Origin of the sequence: Exiguobacterium sp. s70, assembly GCF_018618315.1 — a bacterium.
GTDB lineage: Bacteria > Bacillota > Bacilli > Exiguobacteriales > Exiguobacteriaceae > Exiguobacterium > Exiguobacterium chiriqhucha.
Genome location: NZ_JACSLV010000001.1, coordinates 498,756 through 514,274, shown reverse-complemented (window position 1 = coordinate 514,274; position 15,519 = coordinate 498,756). Strand labels below are relative to the sequence as shown.

The window sequence follows — 15,519 nt, the reverse complement described above, 5'->3', positions numbered from 1 at the left end:
AGGCCCTTCATGAGTTTATTTGATCACGGTGTAGCCAAGCTGCATACGCTTATAAAAGAAGGCGAAGTCACGGTATCCGACCTCGTCAAAGAATCATTTGACCGCATCGAGGCGACCGACGAGAAAATCGGTGCCTTCTTGACGCTCAACGAAGACGCGTTCGAACAGGCGAAACGGATGGACGAGCTCGCCAAGACATCGGACAACCCGCTCTTCGGTTTGCCGATCGGCGTCAAAGACAACATCGTCACGAAAGGGACACGCACGACGTGTGCCTCGAAGTTTCTCGAGAACTTTGTCCCGGCCCATGACGCGACGGTCGTCGAGCGTCTCCATGACGCCGGTGCCGTCACAATCGGGAAGTTGAACATGGACGAGTTCGCGATGGGTTCATCAAACGAGAACTCGGCGTTCAAAGTCGTCCGTAACCCGTGGGACCCAACGCGCGTACCAGGCGGTTCGTCAGGCGGTTCAGCGGCAACGGTCGCGGCCGGCCAAGTCCTGTTCAGCCTCGGCTCGGATACGGGTGGCTCGATTCGTCAACCGGCGGCCTATTGTGGCGTCGTCGGGATGAAACCGACGTACGGTCTCGTCTCACGTTACGGCCTCGTCGCATTCGCCTCGTCGCTCGACCAAATCGGTCCGCTCACACGTACGGTCGAAGATAACGCCTACTTGTTGAACGCGATTGCCGGTCATTGCGACATGGACTCGACGTCAGCGACGGTCGACCTTCCGGATTACACGAAATCGCTTCACGGCGACATCAAAGGCATGAAGCTCGCGCTTCCAAAAGAGTTCATGGCCGAAGGCGTGTCAGACGGTGTCCGCAAACAGATTGAAGAAGCGGTCGAGACGCTCAAGTCGCTCGGTGCGACGGTCGAGACGGTCTCGCTCCCGACAGTGAAATATGCGCTCCCGACATATTACTTGCTCGCGTCATCAGAAGCGTCTTCGAACCTCGCCCGGTTTGACGGCATCCGTTACGGACGCCGCGCCGAGGCCGATGCGCTCGAAGAAGTGTTCACGTATTCGCGCGAACAAGGTTTCGGGGAAGAAGTGAAACGCCGCATCATGCTCGGGACGTATGCACTCAGCTCGGGTTATTACGATGCGTTCTACAAAAAATCGCAACAGGTCCGCACGCTCATGAAGCAAGACTTTGCGAACGTGTTCGCCGACTACGATGCGATTATCGGACCGACTGCGCCGACGGTCGCGTTCAAACTCGGTGACCAGCTCGAAGATCCGCTCACGATGTATGCCAACGATATTATGACGATTCCGGTCAACTTGGCGGGCATCCCGGCCATCTCGGTACCGGCTGGCTTGTCAGAAGGCCTCCCGGTCGGTTTACAGATCATCGGGAACCATTTCAGTGAACCAACACTCTACCGCGTGGCCCATGCTTTTGAACAAGCAAACGGCGGTTTCAAGATGCCACAGTTCTAAGGAGGACGTACGATGAACTTTGAAACGATCATCGGGATCGAGGTGCACGCCGAGCTGAGCACGAAGTCGAAGATTTGGTGTGGCTGCTCGCGCACATACGGTGCCGAAACGAATACACAGACGTGTCCGATTTGTCTCGGACACCCGGGCGTCTTGCCTAAATTGAACGAAGAGGCGGTCAATCTCGCCATCAAGGCCGCGATGGCACTCAACTGCGAAATCGCGACCGATACGAAATTTGACCGCAAGAACTACTTCTATCCGGATACGCCGAAAGCGTACCAAATCTCGCAGTTCGACCAGCCAATCGGTTTCAACGGTCACGTCGATGTCGAAGTCGACGGTGAGATGAAGCGGTTCCGCATCGAACGCGTCCATCTCGAGGAAGATGCCGGGAAGATGAACCACACGGGCGAGAAACACTCGGTCGTCGACTTCAACCGGACCGGGTCACCCCTCATCGAAATCGTCAGTGAAGCCGACATGCGCTCACCGAAAGATGCCGTCGCGTACCTCGAGCGCTTGAAAGAAGTGCTCTCGTTCGCGGGCGTCTCGGACGTCAAGATGGAAGAAGGGTCGCTTCGTTGCGACTGTAACATCTCGGTCCGTCCATTCGGTCAAGAGCCGTTCGGAACGAAGACGGAGCTCAAAAACTTGAACTCGTTCTCGAACGTCTTGAAGGCGCTCGAGTATGAGGAAGACCGTCACCGCAAACTGCTCATCACGGGCGGCGTCATGCGTCAAGAGACGCTCCGTTTTGACGAGGCAGCGAAGAAGACGATCCTCATGCGTGTCAAAGAAGGAGCGGCCGATTACCGCTACTTCCCAGAGCCGGACCTCGTCCGTCTCGAAATCGATGAGGAATGGAAAGAACGCATCCGCGCCACGCTTCCGGAACTTCCGGTCGCACGTCGCGAACGTTATATGAACAACTACGGCTTGTCGGCTTATGACGCCAAGGCGCTCACGTCGACGCGGGAGTTCTCGGACTTCTTCGAAGCGACGACTGCGGCCGGTGCCGAACCGAAAGCGGCAGCGAACTGGCTCATGGGCGAAGTGCTCGGTCACTTGAACAAATCGGATGATACGATCGAGACGATGAAATTGACGCCGAGCTCGCTCGCGGAGTTGATTCGTTTGATTGGAGAAGGTACAATTTCTTCGAAGATCGCCAAACGCGTGTTCACAGCCATGATCGAAGAAGGCGCCGAGCCGAAGGCGTACGTCGAAGCGAACGGTCTCGCCCAAATCTCGGACGAGAACTTGCTCCGCGGCTACATCCTTGACTTGTTCGAAGCGCATCCGCAGATGATTGAAGACTTTAAGAACGGGAAAGACCGTGCCAAAGGCTTTATCATCGGACAGATCATGAAGCAGACGAAAGGGATGGCGAACCCGGCACTCCTCGATGGCTTGTTCCACGAAGAGATCGCCAAACGCTAAACAAGCGGCGAGGCACTTGTGTCTCGCTTTTCGCTCGACTTGAGCATGGGGAGAGAATAGTATGCAACGAAAACGCGCACGGGTCATCTATAACCCGACATCTGGAAAAGAAGTGATCAAACGGGAACTCCCGTACATTTTGAACCGCCTCGAGGATGCGGGTTATGAGACGTCGACGTACGCGACGAAAGCAATCGGCGACGCGACGCTCGAAGCCGTTCGAGCCGCGGAGGCCGAGTTCGACTTGATTATCGCGGCTGGTGGGGACGGGACGCTGAACGAGGTTATCTCGGGACTCGCCCCGCTCGACACGCGTCCGACAATCGGACTCATCCCAGTCGGAACGACGAACGACTTTGCCCGAGCGATGCGGATTCCGCTCAACGTCGTCGGTGCCCTCGACGTCATCTGTGACGGTTTCGAGATGCCGGTCGACCTCGGTGAGATTGAAGGGGAGACAGGGGATATCCACTACTTCATCAATATCGCCGGGGGCGGCATCATGACGGAGCTGTCGTACGAGGTGCCGTCGAAACTGAAGACGGCGCTCGGTCAGCTTGCCTATTACGTCAAAGGGATGGAGAAGCTTCCACTCATCAAGCCGACGTATATCGAGCTCGAGCACGATGAGGGCACGTTCAGCGGCGAGGTCATGATTTTCCTCACGTCGAACTCGAACTCGGTCGGTGGCTTCGAGAAGATTTCACCACACGCCTCACTGAACGACGGACTGTTCGACTTGTTCATCTTGCGCAAGTGTAACTTGTTCGAGTTCATCCACGTCGTCCGTTTGTTGCTCCGTGGTGAGCACTTGTCGAGTCCGCTCGTCGAGCACGTCAAGACGGGACGCGTCAAGATGAAGACGACGACGGAACGGATGAGTCTCAATATCGACGGCGAATACGGCGGCGAATGCACGGGCGAGATGCGAAACTTGTTCCGTCACTTGACGGTGCTCGCACCGAACGCGCGCATCCGTGAGATGGAAGACTTGAACGCCCAGTATGAACGCGAGCAGATGATCAAACAGCTGTTCAACGTGTCAAACGAGAAAGCAGAATGATTCGGCTCGGCGTGGCGCACACGCCGAGCTTTTCGTTCGCTTGGAACGGGTATGAACCAATACACACTATTTTTTGAATCGGGAAAGGAGAGACTCATGTTACCAGTCCAAAAAAATGACCGTCTCGACGTCCACATCCACGACCTCACACACGAAGGCGCGGGCGTGGCACGGGTCGACGGTTACACGTTGTTCGTCCCGAACGCACTTCCGGGAGAGACCGTGGAGATCGTCGTGACGAAGACGAATAAACAGTACGGATTCGCCCGCTTGATCGATGTGAAACAAGCGAGTGAGGACCGCGTCGAGCCACCGTGCCCGATTTTCTATCAGTGCGGAGGCTGTCAGCTCCAACACTTCAGCTACGACGGCCAGCTCCGCCAAAAACGGGACCGTGTCGTCGATGCGTTGAAACGACTCGGTCAGTTCGACGTGCCCGTCCACGAGACGATTGGCATGCCGGAACCATGGCGTTACCGCAACAAGGCGCAAGTGCCGTTCAAAGACGAAGCCGGTCGTCTCGTCGCGGGTTTCTATCGTCCACGTTCGCACGATATCGTCGAAATGAAGGAATGTCTCATCCAAGACGAGCGCAACGATGAGGCCGTCCAAGTCGTCCGTGACGTGCTCGCGGCGCACGGTGTGCCGGCGTACGATGAGAAGACAGGGCGCGGCGTCATCCGCCACGTCATGGCCCGTTACGGGTATCATTCGGGTGAATTGATGATCGTCCTCATCACGAAGACGACGAAAATCAAAGGTGTGAACGAGATCGTCGCCGACATCTTGAAGCGTCTCCCGGACGTGACGTCGATCATGCAAAACGTCAACCCGGACAAGACGAACGTCATCTTAGGGTCGACGAATAAATTGTTATATGGCCATGAGACGATTGAGGACAAGATCGGTGGACTGACGTTCACGATTTCCCCGCACTCGTTCTTCCAAGTCAACCCGGTCCAGACGGAGAAGCTATACGGCAAGGCGCTCGAATACGCGCAACTCACCGGGACCGAGCAAGTCGTCGACGCCTATTGCGGCATCGGGACGATCAGTCTGTTCCTTGCCCGGAAAGCGGCGCACGTATACGGCGTCGAAGTCGTACCGGAAGCGATTGAGGACGCGAAACAGAACGCGCTCGTCAACGAAATCGACAACGTGACATACGCGTGTGGAGCGGCAGAAGATGTGTTGCCAAAGTGGAAGCAGGATGGCATCAATCCTGACGTCATCGTCGTCGATCCACCACGTAAAGGCTGTGCCGAGTCGTTCCTTGAGACGATGGTCGAGATGGCACCGAAGCGGATCGTTTACGTGTCGTGTAACGTCGCGACGCAGGCACGCGATATGCGTTATCTTGCGGACCGTGGCTACCGACTCGTCGAAGTGACGCCGGTCGACATGTTCCCGCATACGGCGCATGTGGAGACGGTGGCGTGGCTAGAAAAAATGGAATAAGATGAATGCAGATGGACCTTCGATTTTGTTTGAAATCGGAGGTTTTTTGTTTAGTCGTGTCAAAAGGGGTGATGAAGATGAGGAAAATCATTGTACTTGAACATGTATCCTTGGATGGTGTGATTCAGTCACCGGGTGGGCAAGACGAGGACGTGAGCGAAGGGTTTACATATGGAGGATGGACAGAACCATTTGCGAGTGATGAGTTAGGTCGTCTGATTCGGACGCAAATGCACAGCGACTTTGCATTGCTACTTGGGAGAAAGACGTATGAACAATGGGGAGACTATTGGCCCCAACACGCGAATGTTTGGCCGGAAGCACAAATTGCGACAAAGTACGTAGCGTCACAAACGTTGCGTGAAAGTCTATGGGAGCCGACCGTTTTTTTGACGGACCCCATCAAACAGTTAAAGCTATTGAAGCTGGAAGCTGGGCCCGATTTTCATGTGTGGGGAAGCAGTGATTTGGCCCATGCTCTGTTTCAAAACGACCTAGTCGATGAATGTTGGTTGATTATCTATCCGATTATCATAGGGGCAGGGAAGCGCTTGTTCCCAAATGGGGAAATGAATCCAATCACTTTTAAATCAATTGAGCATTATCCGATGACGAAAGGTGTCATCGTCTCTCATTATCACAGGATGTGATTGCACATTGCGGTTTGAGTAGACCTTGAAGCTTCAATAGACAGAAACATATAATTGATGTAAACCCATGTTCTCCTAGCGAAAGGGAGCGAAAAAATGAAGACTATCACTAAACTCGTAATCGGTCTCTTGCTCGTTTTAATATTGGTCATTGGGTGGTGGTTAATCTCTCCTCTCTTTCTCGATCAAACAGTAGATGAGGGGCTCCCACCCGTCTCTACAGACACTGTTGAGATGACCGAAGAACCGGAAGCTGTAACGCCCGATGCGGAAGATGAAACAATGGATCCAGAGACTCTCGGTTTGTCAGGAATGTTTATGGATGGAGAAAAGAATTACCAAACTTCTGGAACGATACAAACAATTAACGCGGACGATGGTTTGTACCTCAGATTTGAGGATTTTCAAACGACCAATGGACCCGATCTGTTTGTTTATTTGATTCAGCCTGGGACGGAAACGACAGAAGGAATCAGCTTAGGGGCTTTGAAAGGAAACACGGGGAATCAAAACTATTTAGTCCCTGAAGACGTCGACCTCACTCAGTATTCGACGGTCGTGATTTGGTGCCGGGCCTTCGATGCGGATTTTGGTTTTGGTGAACTAAAACAATAATCGATTTACGAGTTGATTGCGCCTATGATGAAAGACTAAAGACTCCTCAAGAATGAACCCTTCAATCGGTAGATTGGAGGGTTCTTGCTTCGTCATGACCGGAACGCGCGTACGAAGAGACTGCGTTTTACTGCTAGTAGTGTCAAGCCGCTCCGCTTAGAGATTTCCTCGACGACCTGTTCGACTGTAAGGTGATCGGTCTCGATTTTGTCACGTGTGATGTCGTGATGAAAAGCGTGGAGGCAGCGGTCGATTTGTATCTTGCCCCACGAATTGAACCATTCGAAGCGTTTATTTAATCGTCTTACGAGTGTCCGTTTATCGGCGTGAAGAATATAATGGTCGACCCGAATCCCGTCACATTGTAAGGCTCCGATGATTTCATCGTAGTATGGGCGGTCCACGAGCGTCATCGGGACGATGACTACGCCATCGTATGAACGGGCAATCTTCGCCAACATCTCAACATTGAATGCCCGCCATTCCGGATGATGTTGGAAATCGGCAAGTTGCATGTCTTTGGGCAGATTGTCGCGAATGAAAAAGCCGACTTGTTCCGGGTCATAGATAAACGCGTTCGGTAACCGTTTTTGCAATTGTTTGGCGGCTGTCGTTTTTCCTGATCCGAAAGCGCCGTTGATCCAAACGATCATCTTTATCCATCCTTTCAAAATACTTTCTGTATTACCATTCTGATTGGTTTGATGATTGTCCTGTAAAAAATAAAAAAGACGGACTATCACGCAGTCCGTCTGTCTCATATTTACAGCACTCTACTGGCCGCAGTTTCCTGTTCAGAAACAGTGTCTTCACGCATCGCGTTGATTTCTTTATATTCGTTCGTATCTTTCCACAATTCATCTTTCAATGGATTGAGTTTATATTTGACGATTCGCGTCACTTGCCAGACGGCGAGGACGACGTTCAGTGCCAAACTGAGCAGGGCGATCGTCCAGTTCGCTGCCGGGTTGTATGACACACTCACATTGAACGTACTACCGACAGCAAAGAAGTAAGGGAACGTCATGACCCACATCATCCAAAACGAAAGCGTCTGGGCACGGTTTTGCATCCATGTACCTTTTGCCCATAAGAGTACGGGCACTGTCGCAGCGATGTTCAAAGCGAAGCCTGAGTAAAAAGCGTTACCCGGTGCACATGAATAGACGTAGGCAATGTTCCAAATACCATAGGCGATAATCCATAGCTTCGTCTGGTCCGGCCAGAGCATGTCTTTCTTTTTACCAGATGTCGCGAAAATCCCGACCCAGCCGCAGATGAGGACCAAGTTCAAGATTCCCGCGACGGCGTTCACGTAGTTCCAACCGCCCGAGATGTAGTACATTCCATCGACCATCCCTTCAAATCCCATGATCCCGACTTGGAACTCTCGAACGACGGCCTCGGCGATGTTGAGTGCCAAAATACCTGGGACGAGCATCAAATACCATGGATGCTTCTTATGGTAATCGGTGAAGCGGATGACCATGTAAATTAAGCTTCCGGCTAATGCTGAATACACTTTCACCCAATGGAACCATGAGGTAATTTCAGGATCGGCGGTGAAAAACCAAATCGGGGTCAAGGCGATCGGTACGGCCATGAACATGAAGATACTTGCTTTTTTGCTAGATCGGACGATTTCATTCAACCCGATCAATAGACCGAAGACGACGAACCACATCACGACATTGTACCAAGGGATAGACTCAAAGAAGAACATACGATAACGCCCCTTTCATTTCTAAAGGATAGTGATGAAGCAACGATGAAAAGATGATGTCTTTAAACATACCGAACGTTCGTTATGTTTATGTGAAAAGTGTAACAAACTAGTGAAAGCGATGTCAATACGGTTTGGTACGTCACAGGGACATGTCATAAATCAGACAAATCATTATGATATAATTAGCCATTATTACGTGAGGAGCGTCGGGCATATGATGAACGAAGGAAAACAAAAGATATTAGAAGCGGCGCGAGCGACGATTATCGAAAACGGGATTCAAGGTACGACGCTTCGAGGAATCGCAAAAAAAGCAGGCTTTAGCACGGGCGCGATCTATCATTATTACAGTTCGAAAGAGGCTATTCTGTATGACGTGATGGACGAAGGATTAGGTGAGATTCGACGAATCGCGACCATCTCGATTGAAGATAAGAAAGAGGCCCGCGAAATCATTCAAGAAATCTTTGATGGGATGCAAGACCGACTCAAAAAAGATGCGGAAAGCCGTTTGCAGTTTTATTTGGCTCATGAGGCGATGCTCGGGAATGTGGAGTTACAAAATAAGTTTAAGGAAAAATATGAGGATTGGATCAATCGCGTCGAAGCTATCTTTGTGAGAGCGTACGGCGTTAAACGCGGACCCTCGACGAGAGCGGTCGCCGCGTGGACGATGGCTGCAATCGATGGGATGGTGCTCCAAACGCTGTTGAATGTTCAAGTTGTCGAATCTGAGCACACGAATCGTATATTAGAGTATTTGCTGCAGGACGGGTTTACACACTTCTTTAAACTCATCGAAAATGAACAGCGTTTCGATTCTTGAAGTATTGTCAGTTGATACATTCCCGCGTCCATAATAAGATAGATAAAGTGATTTTATTGGATTGACTACGAAAGGGAATGATTTGACATGAAAGAAAACTTCTGGCGCGACTTGCCGCGTCCATTCTTTATACTTGCCCCGATGGAAGACGTGACCGATGTCGTCTTCCGCCACGTCGTCGCCCATGCGGGACGCCCTGACGTGTTCTTCACCGAGTTTGCGAACTCGGACAGCTACTGCCATCCGGAAGGGAAAGGCAGCCTGCGCGGGCGCTTGACGTTCACCGAGGACGAGCAGCCGATGGTCGCCCACATTTGGGGTGACAACCCGGATTACTTCCGTGAGATGAGCATCGGCATGGCCGAGATGGGCTATAAAGGCCTCGACATCAATATGGGGTGCCCGGTTCCGAACGTAGCCAAGCGTGGCAAAGGGAGCGGACTCATCCTCCGTCCTGACGTCGCAGCCGAACTCATTCAAGCGGCGAAAGCCGGCGGCATCCCGGTCAGCGTCAAGACGCGTCTCGGTTTTGCGAAGCTCGACGAATGGCGCGACTGGTTGACGCATCTTTTGAAGCAAGACATCGCCAACTTATCGATTCACTTGCGCACACGCAACGAGATGAGTAAAGTCGACGCGCACTGGGAGATGATCCCGGATATCGTGAAACTGCGTGACGAGATTGCACCGGACACGCTCATCACGATTAACGGTGACATCCTTGACCGTCAAATGGGATTAGAACTCGTCGAGAAATATGGCGTCGACGGCGTCATGATCGGCCGCGGGATTTTCAAGAACCCGTTCGCGTTCGAGAAAGAGCCGCGTGAGCATTCGATGGAAGAGTATCTCGACTTGCTTCGTCTCCAACTCGATTTGCAAGATAAGTTCCAAGAAGAGGTGCCGCGTTCAATCTCGAACTTGCACCGCTTCTTCAAGATTTACGTGAAAGGGTTCCGCGGGGCGAGCGACCTCCGTGTGAAGCTCATGGACACGAAATCGACAGACGAAGTGAGGGAGCACCTTGATGCGTTCGTCGAGAACTATCATAAAGAAGAAGCTGCGCTTGCCGAAGCGGCGTCGACAGTCGAATAATGTTTTACCGGGATTCAGTGTATACTGGGTCCCTTTTTTCGATAGAATTGGAAGAGAAGTTTGAGTAGTCGAAACGAAACAGGAGGAGTAGACATGCATATTTTAATCGTTGAAGACGACCGGACAATCGCCTCCGGTCTCCAATATTCGCTCGAACAAGAACAATTCACGACGACGCTATGCCAGAACGTGGCTGATGCGACCAAGTTGATTGAACAACAGTTACATACGATTGACCTGTGTCTGTTCGACTTGTCGTTGCCGGACGGGAGCGGCTATGACTTGTGTCGGCTCGTAAAACAAAAACAGGACATACCTGTCATCTTTTTGACAGCGTTCGATGATGAAGTGAACGTCGTCATGGGACTCGATATGGGGGCAGACGACTACATCACGAAACCATTCCGGGTCCGTGAACTCATCTCACGGATTCACTCGGTATTGCGCCGCTACAATAAACAAGCCAGCTCGCCCGTTTTGACAATCGGGGCGGTTGAAATCAATACCCAAGACGCCAAAGTCAAAAAAGATGGAAGCGAGATCCTGTTGACAGCGCTCGAGTATCGTTTACTGCTCATCTTCGGGAAACATACGGGCCAAGTGTTATCACGGGCCCAGCTGCTCGACCAGATTTGGGACATGGGCGGGGACTTCGTGAATGACAATACGTTGACTGTCTACATCAAACGGTTACGCGAGAAGCTCGAAGACGACCCGCAACGGCCGACGTTGATTAAGACGGTTCGCGGGATTGGCTATAAGGTGGAACGCTGACATGTTGCGCAATCGAGAAATCCGTATCTATTTAGTCAGTCTGTTGCTGCTGATTGGGGTGGCTTCTATCGTCGCAGCTTTGTTCCTATCGATGGAGGCCGTCATTCTCGTCCTCCTTTTGTCGGTCGCGTTCTTGATCGTGACATATCGGTTCACGGCGTGGCGCTATCGGGAGATCGATCAGTTGTCGAGTTACCTCCAAGAAATCAGCAACGGTAACTATAAACTCGATGTCCGCGACAACCGTGAAGGCGAGCTCAGTCTATTGAAGAGCCAAATCTATAAAGTGACGAAGATGCTGTCGGAACAAGGGACGCATCTCGAAGAGGACAAGCAGAAGTTGACGGATGCCATCTCCGACATTTCCCATCAGCTGAAGACCCCGCTCACCTCGATGACCGTCATGGCGGACTTGCTCAGTGACCCCCGGCTGTCAGATGACAAGCGTCAAGAGTTCACGCATAACGTACAGGTGCAGCTCGAGCGGATGGAGTGGCTCGTCTCGTCACTGCTCAAGCTGTCTAAAATCGATGCCGGGACGATTCAGTTTAAACGGGAACGGGTATCCGTCCCCGTGCTCGTTCAAGCCGTGACGGAACCGATGCTTGTGCCGATCGATATTAAAATGCAGCGGCTTCAGATTAAGGGTGAGCGTGATGTCACGTTCGAAGGCGACTTGAAGTGGACGACCGAGGCGCTCATCAACATCTTGAAGAATTGCGTCGAGCATACACCGGAACAAGGGGAGCTGTTCATCGACTTCAGCGAGAACACCCTGTATACGGAAATCGTCATTCGCGATACGGGGAGCGGCATCGCCAAACAAGACGTCCCGTATATTTTCCAACGTTTTTATAAGGGTATGAATGCGAGTGACGACAGCGTCGGCATCGGGCTCGCCATGGCCCACAGTATCATCACGAGTCAACAAGGGGAATTGACCGTCCGCAGTGAACGTGGAGCCGGGACCGCGTTTCAAATTCGATTCTACAAAGCAATCGTCTAAGTGACGAAACAGTCACTTTCGAGTCACGGACGTGTCACACTCGCTCGGTACACTCAAAGTAGATCAAGTACTGGAGGGTGCAAACATGAACATATTAGAAGTGCAACACTTATCGAAAGTATACGGAAAAGACGAGATGGAAGTCAGGGCGCTCGATGACGTGTCGTTCACGGTCAAAAAAGGCGAGTTCGTCTGTATCGTCGGACCGTCGGGCTCGGGGAAGTCGACGTTGTTACATTTGCTCGGCGGCGTCGATGTCCCGACGAGTGGACAAGTGTTGATTGACAACACGGATATTTACAAGTTAGACGAGACACAGCTCGCCATCTTCCGCCGCCGTCAAATCGGTTTGATTTATCAGTTTTACAACTTAATCCCGATTTTGACGGTCGAGGAGAACATTACACTGCCGATGTTGTTGGACGAGCAAAAAGTCGACGCCGCCCATTTGGAGCGCATCATCGGCATCCTTGGTCTGTCGAACCGATTGACTCATCTGCCGAACCAATTGTCTGGCGGGCAGCAACAACGCGTTTCCATCGGTCGGGCGCTCATCAGCAACCCGGCCATCATCTTGGCCGATGAGCCGACGGGGAACTTGGACAGTCAAAACAGTGAAGAAATCATGAGCCTCCTCAAACTGTTCAACAAGAAGTTCAATCAGACGCTGATCATCATCACGCATGACGAACGAATCGCCTTGCAGGCCGACCGGATCATCTCGATCGAGGATGGGAAGATTGCGAAGAACGAGGTCGTCCGCTCATGAACATCATCAATAAAATGACGCTTCGACACTTGCGTGAAAACAAGCGGCGTTCGCTCGTCACCATCATCGGGGTTATCATCTCGGTGGCGATGATCACGGCTGTGACGACACTCGGTTCATCGTTCTTAGACTTGATGATCCGTCAAGACATCGCGGACAATGGAGAATGGCACGTCCAATACATCAACACGAATGAGGAGCAGGTCGAGGCAATTCGAAATGATGCATCGACGAAGGATGTCATCCTTTCAAGTGACGGCTATGCAGAATTAAAGAATTCACAGAATGCCTATAAACCGTACTTATACGTCCGGAACTATAACACGTCAGGGCTCAAGAACTTTCCCGTCGACTTGACGGAGGGACGCTTGCCAAACAAAGAAGGCGAAGTCGTTATTTCTGAGGCCATCCGTCAAAATGCGCAAGTCACGTACAATATCGGGGATGAATTGACGATTGAGATCGGTGAGCGCATGGACGAATCATCAGGTCGCGTATTAACCCAAAACGATGGCTTGATCCGTGACGGGGAGACGATGCTTGAACAGTTGAAAATCGAGGATACGGTGACGTTGACCGTCGTCGGCACGATGACGCGCCCAGCCTGGGAGCCGACTTGGTCGCCGGGCTATACGGTCGTCGGATACATTGACGACAAAGCGTTGAACGGTGCGATCGTCGATACGTTCGTCGCCTTGAACGACGTGAACGGCTCGATCTATGAGGATACGAAACAAGTGATGAACGAACAGAAGATTGAAGGGGTCGCTTATAACTCATCGTTGCTCCGCTATTATGGGGTGACGGATGATGACGGCTTGCGCAAGACGCTGTACGGGTTCGGTGGCATCATCATGGCGGTTATCGTCATCGGCTCGATTTCGCTCATTTATAACGCTTTTGCCATCAGCGTATCTGAGCGCTCGCGTTATCTCGGGATGCTCGCGAGTGTCGGGGCGACGAAACGGCAAAAACGAAACTCGGTCTTCTTTGAAGGACTGATCATCGGAGGGATTAGCATCCCGATCGGTATCATCGCCGGGGTGACCGGAATCGGGGTCACGTTCTTGTTCATCAACGCTTTTGCGGAGAAGGCGCTCAACGTGACGGAGAAGTTTGAAGTCGTCGTCACCCCGCTCACACTCCTGTTGACGGTCTTCATTTCGAGCGTGACGATTTTCATCTCGTGTTATCTGCCGGCGCGCCGCGCTTCGAAGATTTCTGCGATTGACGCGATTCGTCAGACCCAGGACGTGCGACTGACGTCGAAGAACGTGAAGACGTCGAAACTCGTGCGACGGATCTTCGGATTGGAAGCGGAGATTGGGCTGAAAAACACAAAACGCAACCGGAAACGGTATTTGGCGACGGTGTTCTCGCTCGTCATCAGTATCGTGCTGTTTTTAGTCGTCAGTTACTTCACGGATCGACTCGAACAGTCACTCGAGATGTCACAAGGCACGTACGAGTTCGACATTCTCGTGAACGGGTCGAATCTCAGTAAAGATGACTTACGTCGCTATGAGACGTTGGATAATGTGACGAGCGGGACGTACTTCGAGAACACGACCGTCCAGACGGTGGTTGACGAAGCGCGGTTACCGAGCGCGGTCACCGAGAATGAAGACTTGGTGTCCACGTTCGTCGATGGGAAATTTGTGTACTACGTTTCTCTTTATCAATTAGATGATGAAAGTTTCGATGCGTACTTGAAGCAGATCGGGGCATCCGCCAGCAATTTTGAAGACGGGGAGATGCCGGGTGCTGTCTTGATTGATGAAGTATCGTATCAAGACGTCGACAAGAAGAAATTTGTGAACTCGAAGACGATTGAGACCGAAATCGGCGATACGCTTGAACTCCGGGACGAGAACGCAACGGACGAGACGGCACCGCTCAAAACAATCAAAATCGGCGCCATGACCGACGTCCCCCCGACCGGTGTGATGACGAGCTCACTTGGATGGCTTGATGTGATCGTTCGGGAAGGGACGTTTGAAGAGGATGCGATTGGTCAATTGATGAAACAATCAAGTCCATCAATCGCCTTGAACACGAGTAATCCTGAGGCGACGCAACAAGTGATTGAGGCGGAACAAAATATGGACCAATACATCTTCAACGTGTCGGAGCAGCGTGAACAACAAGAGCAGGTGTTGTTGTTGTTATCGATTTTTGTCTATGGGTTTATCGTCTTGATCTCGCTCATCTCGGTGGCGAATATCTTCAACACGATCTCGACGAGCGTCTCGCTCCGTCGTCGCGAGTTTGCGATGCTGCGGTCGGTCGGGATGACACCAAAAGGGTTCAACAAGATGGTGTACTATGAGAGCATTTTCTACGGCATGAAAGCATTGGCGTATGGGGTGCCCGTCAGTGTTCTGATCATGTACCTGATTTACCGGGCGCAAATCAACACGTTCGAAGCACCGTTCACGTTGCCGTGGGGCGATATCTTGTTCGTTACGGTCATAATTTTCCTGATCGTTGGTTCTTCGATGGTATACGCGATTTCGAAAGTGAAGTCGGATAATATCATCGACCGGTTGAAGCAAGAGAACAATTGATGATTGACGTAGAGTCACTCAAAAAATAGATGGAACGGGATTCAGTGTCTACTGAGTCCCGTTTTTTGTAAAATG

General features: G+C 51.7%; 14 protein-coding genes. 12 read left to right on the top strand and 2 right to left on the bottom strand.

Annotation, left to right across the window (positions count from 1 at the left end; all coding sequences use genetic code 11):
• The first annotated feature begins 9 nt into the window (after positions 1-9).
• The 6 genes from gatA (at position 10) to KNP84_RS02620 (ending at position 6,681) form a co-directional block, all read left to right on the top strand.
• Positions 10-1,452 (top strand): Asp-tRNA(Asn)/Glu-tRNA(Gln) amidotransferase subunit GatA, encoded by a 1,443-nt coding sequence (gene gatA / locus KNP84_RS02645; protein WP_215114169.1) that lies wholly within the window; start codon positions 10-12, stop codon positions 1,450-1,452.
• A gap of 12 nt (positions 1,453-1,464) precedes the next feature.
• Positions 1,465-2,895, top strand: coding sequence for an Asp-tRNA(Asn)/Glu-tRNA(Gln) amidotransferase subunit GatB (gatB, locus tag KNP84_RS02640; RefSeq protein WP_021066489.1), 1,431 nt, complete (start codon positions 1,465-1,467; stop codon positions 2,893-2,895).
• Positions 2,896-2,956: 61 nt separating this feature from the next.
• Positions 2,957-3,958 carry a diacylglycerol kinase gene (locus tag KNP84_RS02635; protein WP_021066490.1) on the top strand — a complete coding sequence of 334 codons (1,002 nt, stop codon included), beginning with the start codon at positions 2,957-2,959 and terminating at the stop codon, positions 3,956-3,958.
• 96 nt (positions 3,959-4,054) lie between these two features.
• Positions 4,055-5,416, top strand: coding sequence for a 23S rRNA (uracil(1939)-C(5))-methyltransferase RlmD (gene rlmD / locus KNP84_RS02630; RefSeq protein WP_215114168.1), 1,362 nt, complete (start codon positions 4,055-4,057; stop codon positions 5,414-5,416).
• Between the two features lie 77 nt (positions 5,417-5,493).
• Positions 5,494-6,066: a dihydrofolate reductase family protein gene (locus KNP84_RS02625; protein WP_215114167.1), complete on the top strand. Its 573-nt coding sequence runs from the start codon at positions 5,494-5,496 to the stop codon at positions 6,064-6,066.
• A gap of 96 nt (positions 6,067-6,162) precedes the next feature.
• Positions 6,163-6,681 (top strand): DM13 domain-containing protein, encoded by a 519-nt coding sequence (locus KNP84_RS02620; protein WP_215114166.1) that lies wholly within the window; start codon positions 6,163-6,165, stop codon positions 6,679-6,681.
• Positions 6,682-6,773: 92 nt separating this feature from the next.
• Here the strand turns inward: KNP84_RS02620 and KNP84_RS02615 are convergent, their stop codons facing one another.
• Positions 6,774-7,334 carry an AAA family ATPase gene (locus KNP84_RS02615; RefSeq protein WP_215114165.1) on the bottom strand — a complete coding sequence of 187 codons (561 nt, stop codon included), beginning with the start codon at positions 7,332-7,334 and terminating at the stop codon, positions 6,774-6,776.
• Between the two features lie 110 nt (positions 7,335-7,444).
• The gene (locus KNP84_RS02610; protein WP_215114164.1) at positions 7,445-8,404 is read right to left on the bottom strand and encodes a DUF5692 family protein; all 960 of its coding nucleotides are present in this window, start codon (positions 8,402-8,404) and stop codon (positions 7,445-7,447) included.
• A gap of 217 nt (positions 8,405-8,621) precedes the next feature.
• Here KNP84_RS02610 and KNP84_RS02605 point away from each other — a divergent pair, with 217 nt between their 5' ends.
• The 6 genes from KNP84_RS02605 to KNP84_RS02580 all read left to right on the top strand — a co-directional run bounded on the left by KNP84_RS02605 (position 8,622) and on the right by KNP84_RS02580 (position 15,444).
• Positions 8,622-9,233: a TetR/AcrR family transcriptional regulator gene (locus KNP84_RS02605; RefSeq protein ID WP_215114163.1), complete on the top strand. Its 612-nt coding sequence runs from the start codon at positions 8,622-8,624 to the stop codon at positions 9,231-9,233.
• Between the two features lie 87 nt (positions 9,234-9,320).
• Positions 9,321-10,328 (top strand): tRNA dihydrouridine synthase, encoded by a 1,008-nt coding sequence (locus KNP84_RS02600; protein WP_215114162.1) that lies wholly within the window; start codon positions 9,321-9,323, stop codon positions 10,326-10,328.
• 93 nt (positions 10,329-10,421) lie between these two features.
• Positions 10,422-11,102, top strand: coding sequence for a response regulator transcription factor (locus KNP84_RS02595; protein ID WP_215114161.1), 681 nt, complete (start codon positions 10,422-10,424; stop codon positions 11,100-11,102).
• Between the two features lies 1 nt (position 11,103).
• Positions 11,104-12,108 carry a sensor histidine kinase gene (locus tag KNP84_RS02590; RefSeq protein WP_215114160.1) on the top strand — a complete coding sequence of 335 codons (1,005 nt, stop codon included), beginning with the start codon at positions 11,104-11,106 and terminating at the stop codon, positions 12,106-12,108.
• An 85-nt stretch (positions 12,109-12,193) separates the two neighbouring features.
• Positions 12,194-12,877, top strand: coding sequence for an ABC transporter ATP-binding protein (locus KNP84_RS02585; RefSeq protein WP_021066503.1), 684 nt, complete (start codon positions 12,194-12,196; stop codon positions 12,875-12,877).
• Positions 12,874-15,444 carry an ABC transporter permease gene (locus KNP84_RS02580; protein WP_215114159.1) on the top strand — a complete coding sequence of 857 codons (2,571 nt, stop codon included), beginning with the start codon at positions 12,874-12,876 and terminating at the stop codon, positions 15,442-15,444. The genes KNP84_RS02585 and KNP84_RS02580 overlap by 4 nt, the downstream gene beginning before the upstream one ends.
• Positions 15,445-15,519 lie beyond the last annotated feature (75 nt).

Excerpts from the sequence above, each read along its gene's own strand:
- KNP84_RS02615 (WP_215114165.1), bottom strand. The coding sequence starts at position 7,334 with ATGATCGTTTGGATCAACGGCGCTTTCGGATCAGGAAAAACGACAGCC.
- KNP84_RS02610 (WP_215114164.1), bottom strand. The coding sequence starts at position 8,404 with ATGTTCTTCTTTGAGTCTATCCCTTGGTACAATGTCGTGATGTGGTTC.
- KNP84_RS02600 (WP_215114162.1), top strand. The coding sequence starts at position 9,321 with ATGAAAGAAAACTTCTGGCGCGACTTGCCGCGTCCATTCTTTATACTT.
- KNP84_RS02590 (WP_215114160.1), top strand. The coding sequence starts at position 11,104 with ATGTTGCGCAATCGAGAAATCCGTATCTATTTAGTCAGTCTGTTGCTG.
- KNP84_RS02605 (WP_215114163.1), top strand. The coding sequence starts at position 8,622 with ATGATGAACGAAGGAAAACAAAAGATATTAGAAGCGGCGCGAGCGACG.
- KNP84_RS02585 (WP_021066503.1), top strand. The coding sequence starts at position 12,194 with ATGAACATATTAGAAGTGCAACACTTATCGAAAGTATACGGAAAAGAC.
- KNP84_RS02635 (WP_021066490.1), top strand. The coding sequence starts at position 2,957 with ATGCAACGAAAACGCGCACGGGTCATCTATAACCCGACATCTGGAAAA.
- KNP84_RS02620 (WP_215114166.1), top strand. The coding sequence starts at position 6,163 with ATGAAGACTATCACTAAACTCGTAATCGGTCTCTTGCTCGTTTTAATA.
- gatB (WP_021066489.1), top strand. The coding sequence starts at position 1,465 with ATGAACTTTGAAACGATCATCGGGATCGAGGTGCACGCCGAGCTGAGC.
- KNP84_RS02595 (WP_215114161.1), top strand. The coding sequence starts at position 10,422 with ATGCATATTTTAATCGTTGAAGACGACCGGACAATCGCCTCCGGTCTC.
- gatA (WP_215114169.1), top strand. The coding sequence starts at position 10 with ATGAGTTTATTTGATCACGGTGTAGCCAAGCTGCATACGCTTATAAAA.
- KNP84_RS02625 (WP_215114167.1), top strand. The coding sequence starts at position 5,494 with ATGAGGAAAATCATTGTACTTGAACATGTATCCTTGGATGGTGTGATT.
- rlmD (WP_215114168.1), top strand. The coding sequence starts at position 4,055 with ATGTTACCAGTCCAAAAAAATGACCGTCTCGACGTCCACATCCACGAC.
- KNP84_RS02580 (WP_215114159.1), top strand. The coding sequence starts at position 12,874 with ATGAACATCATCAATAAAATGACGCTTCGACACTTGCGTGAAAACAAG.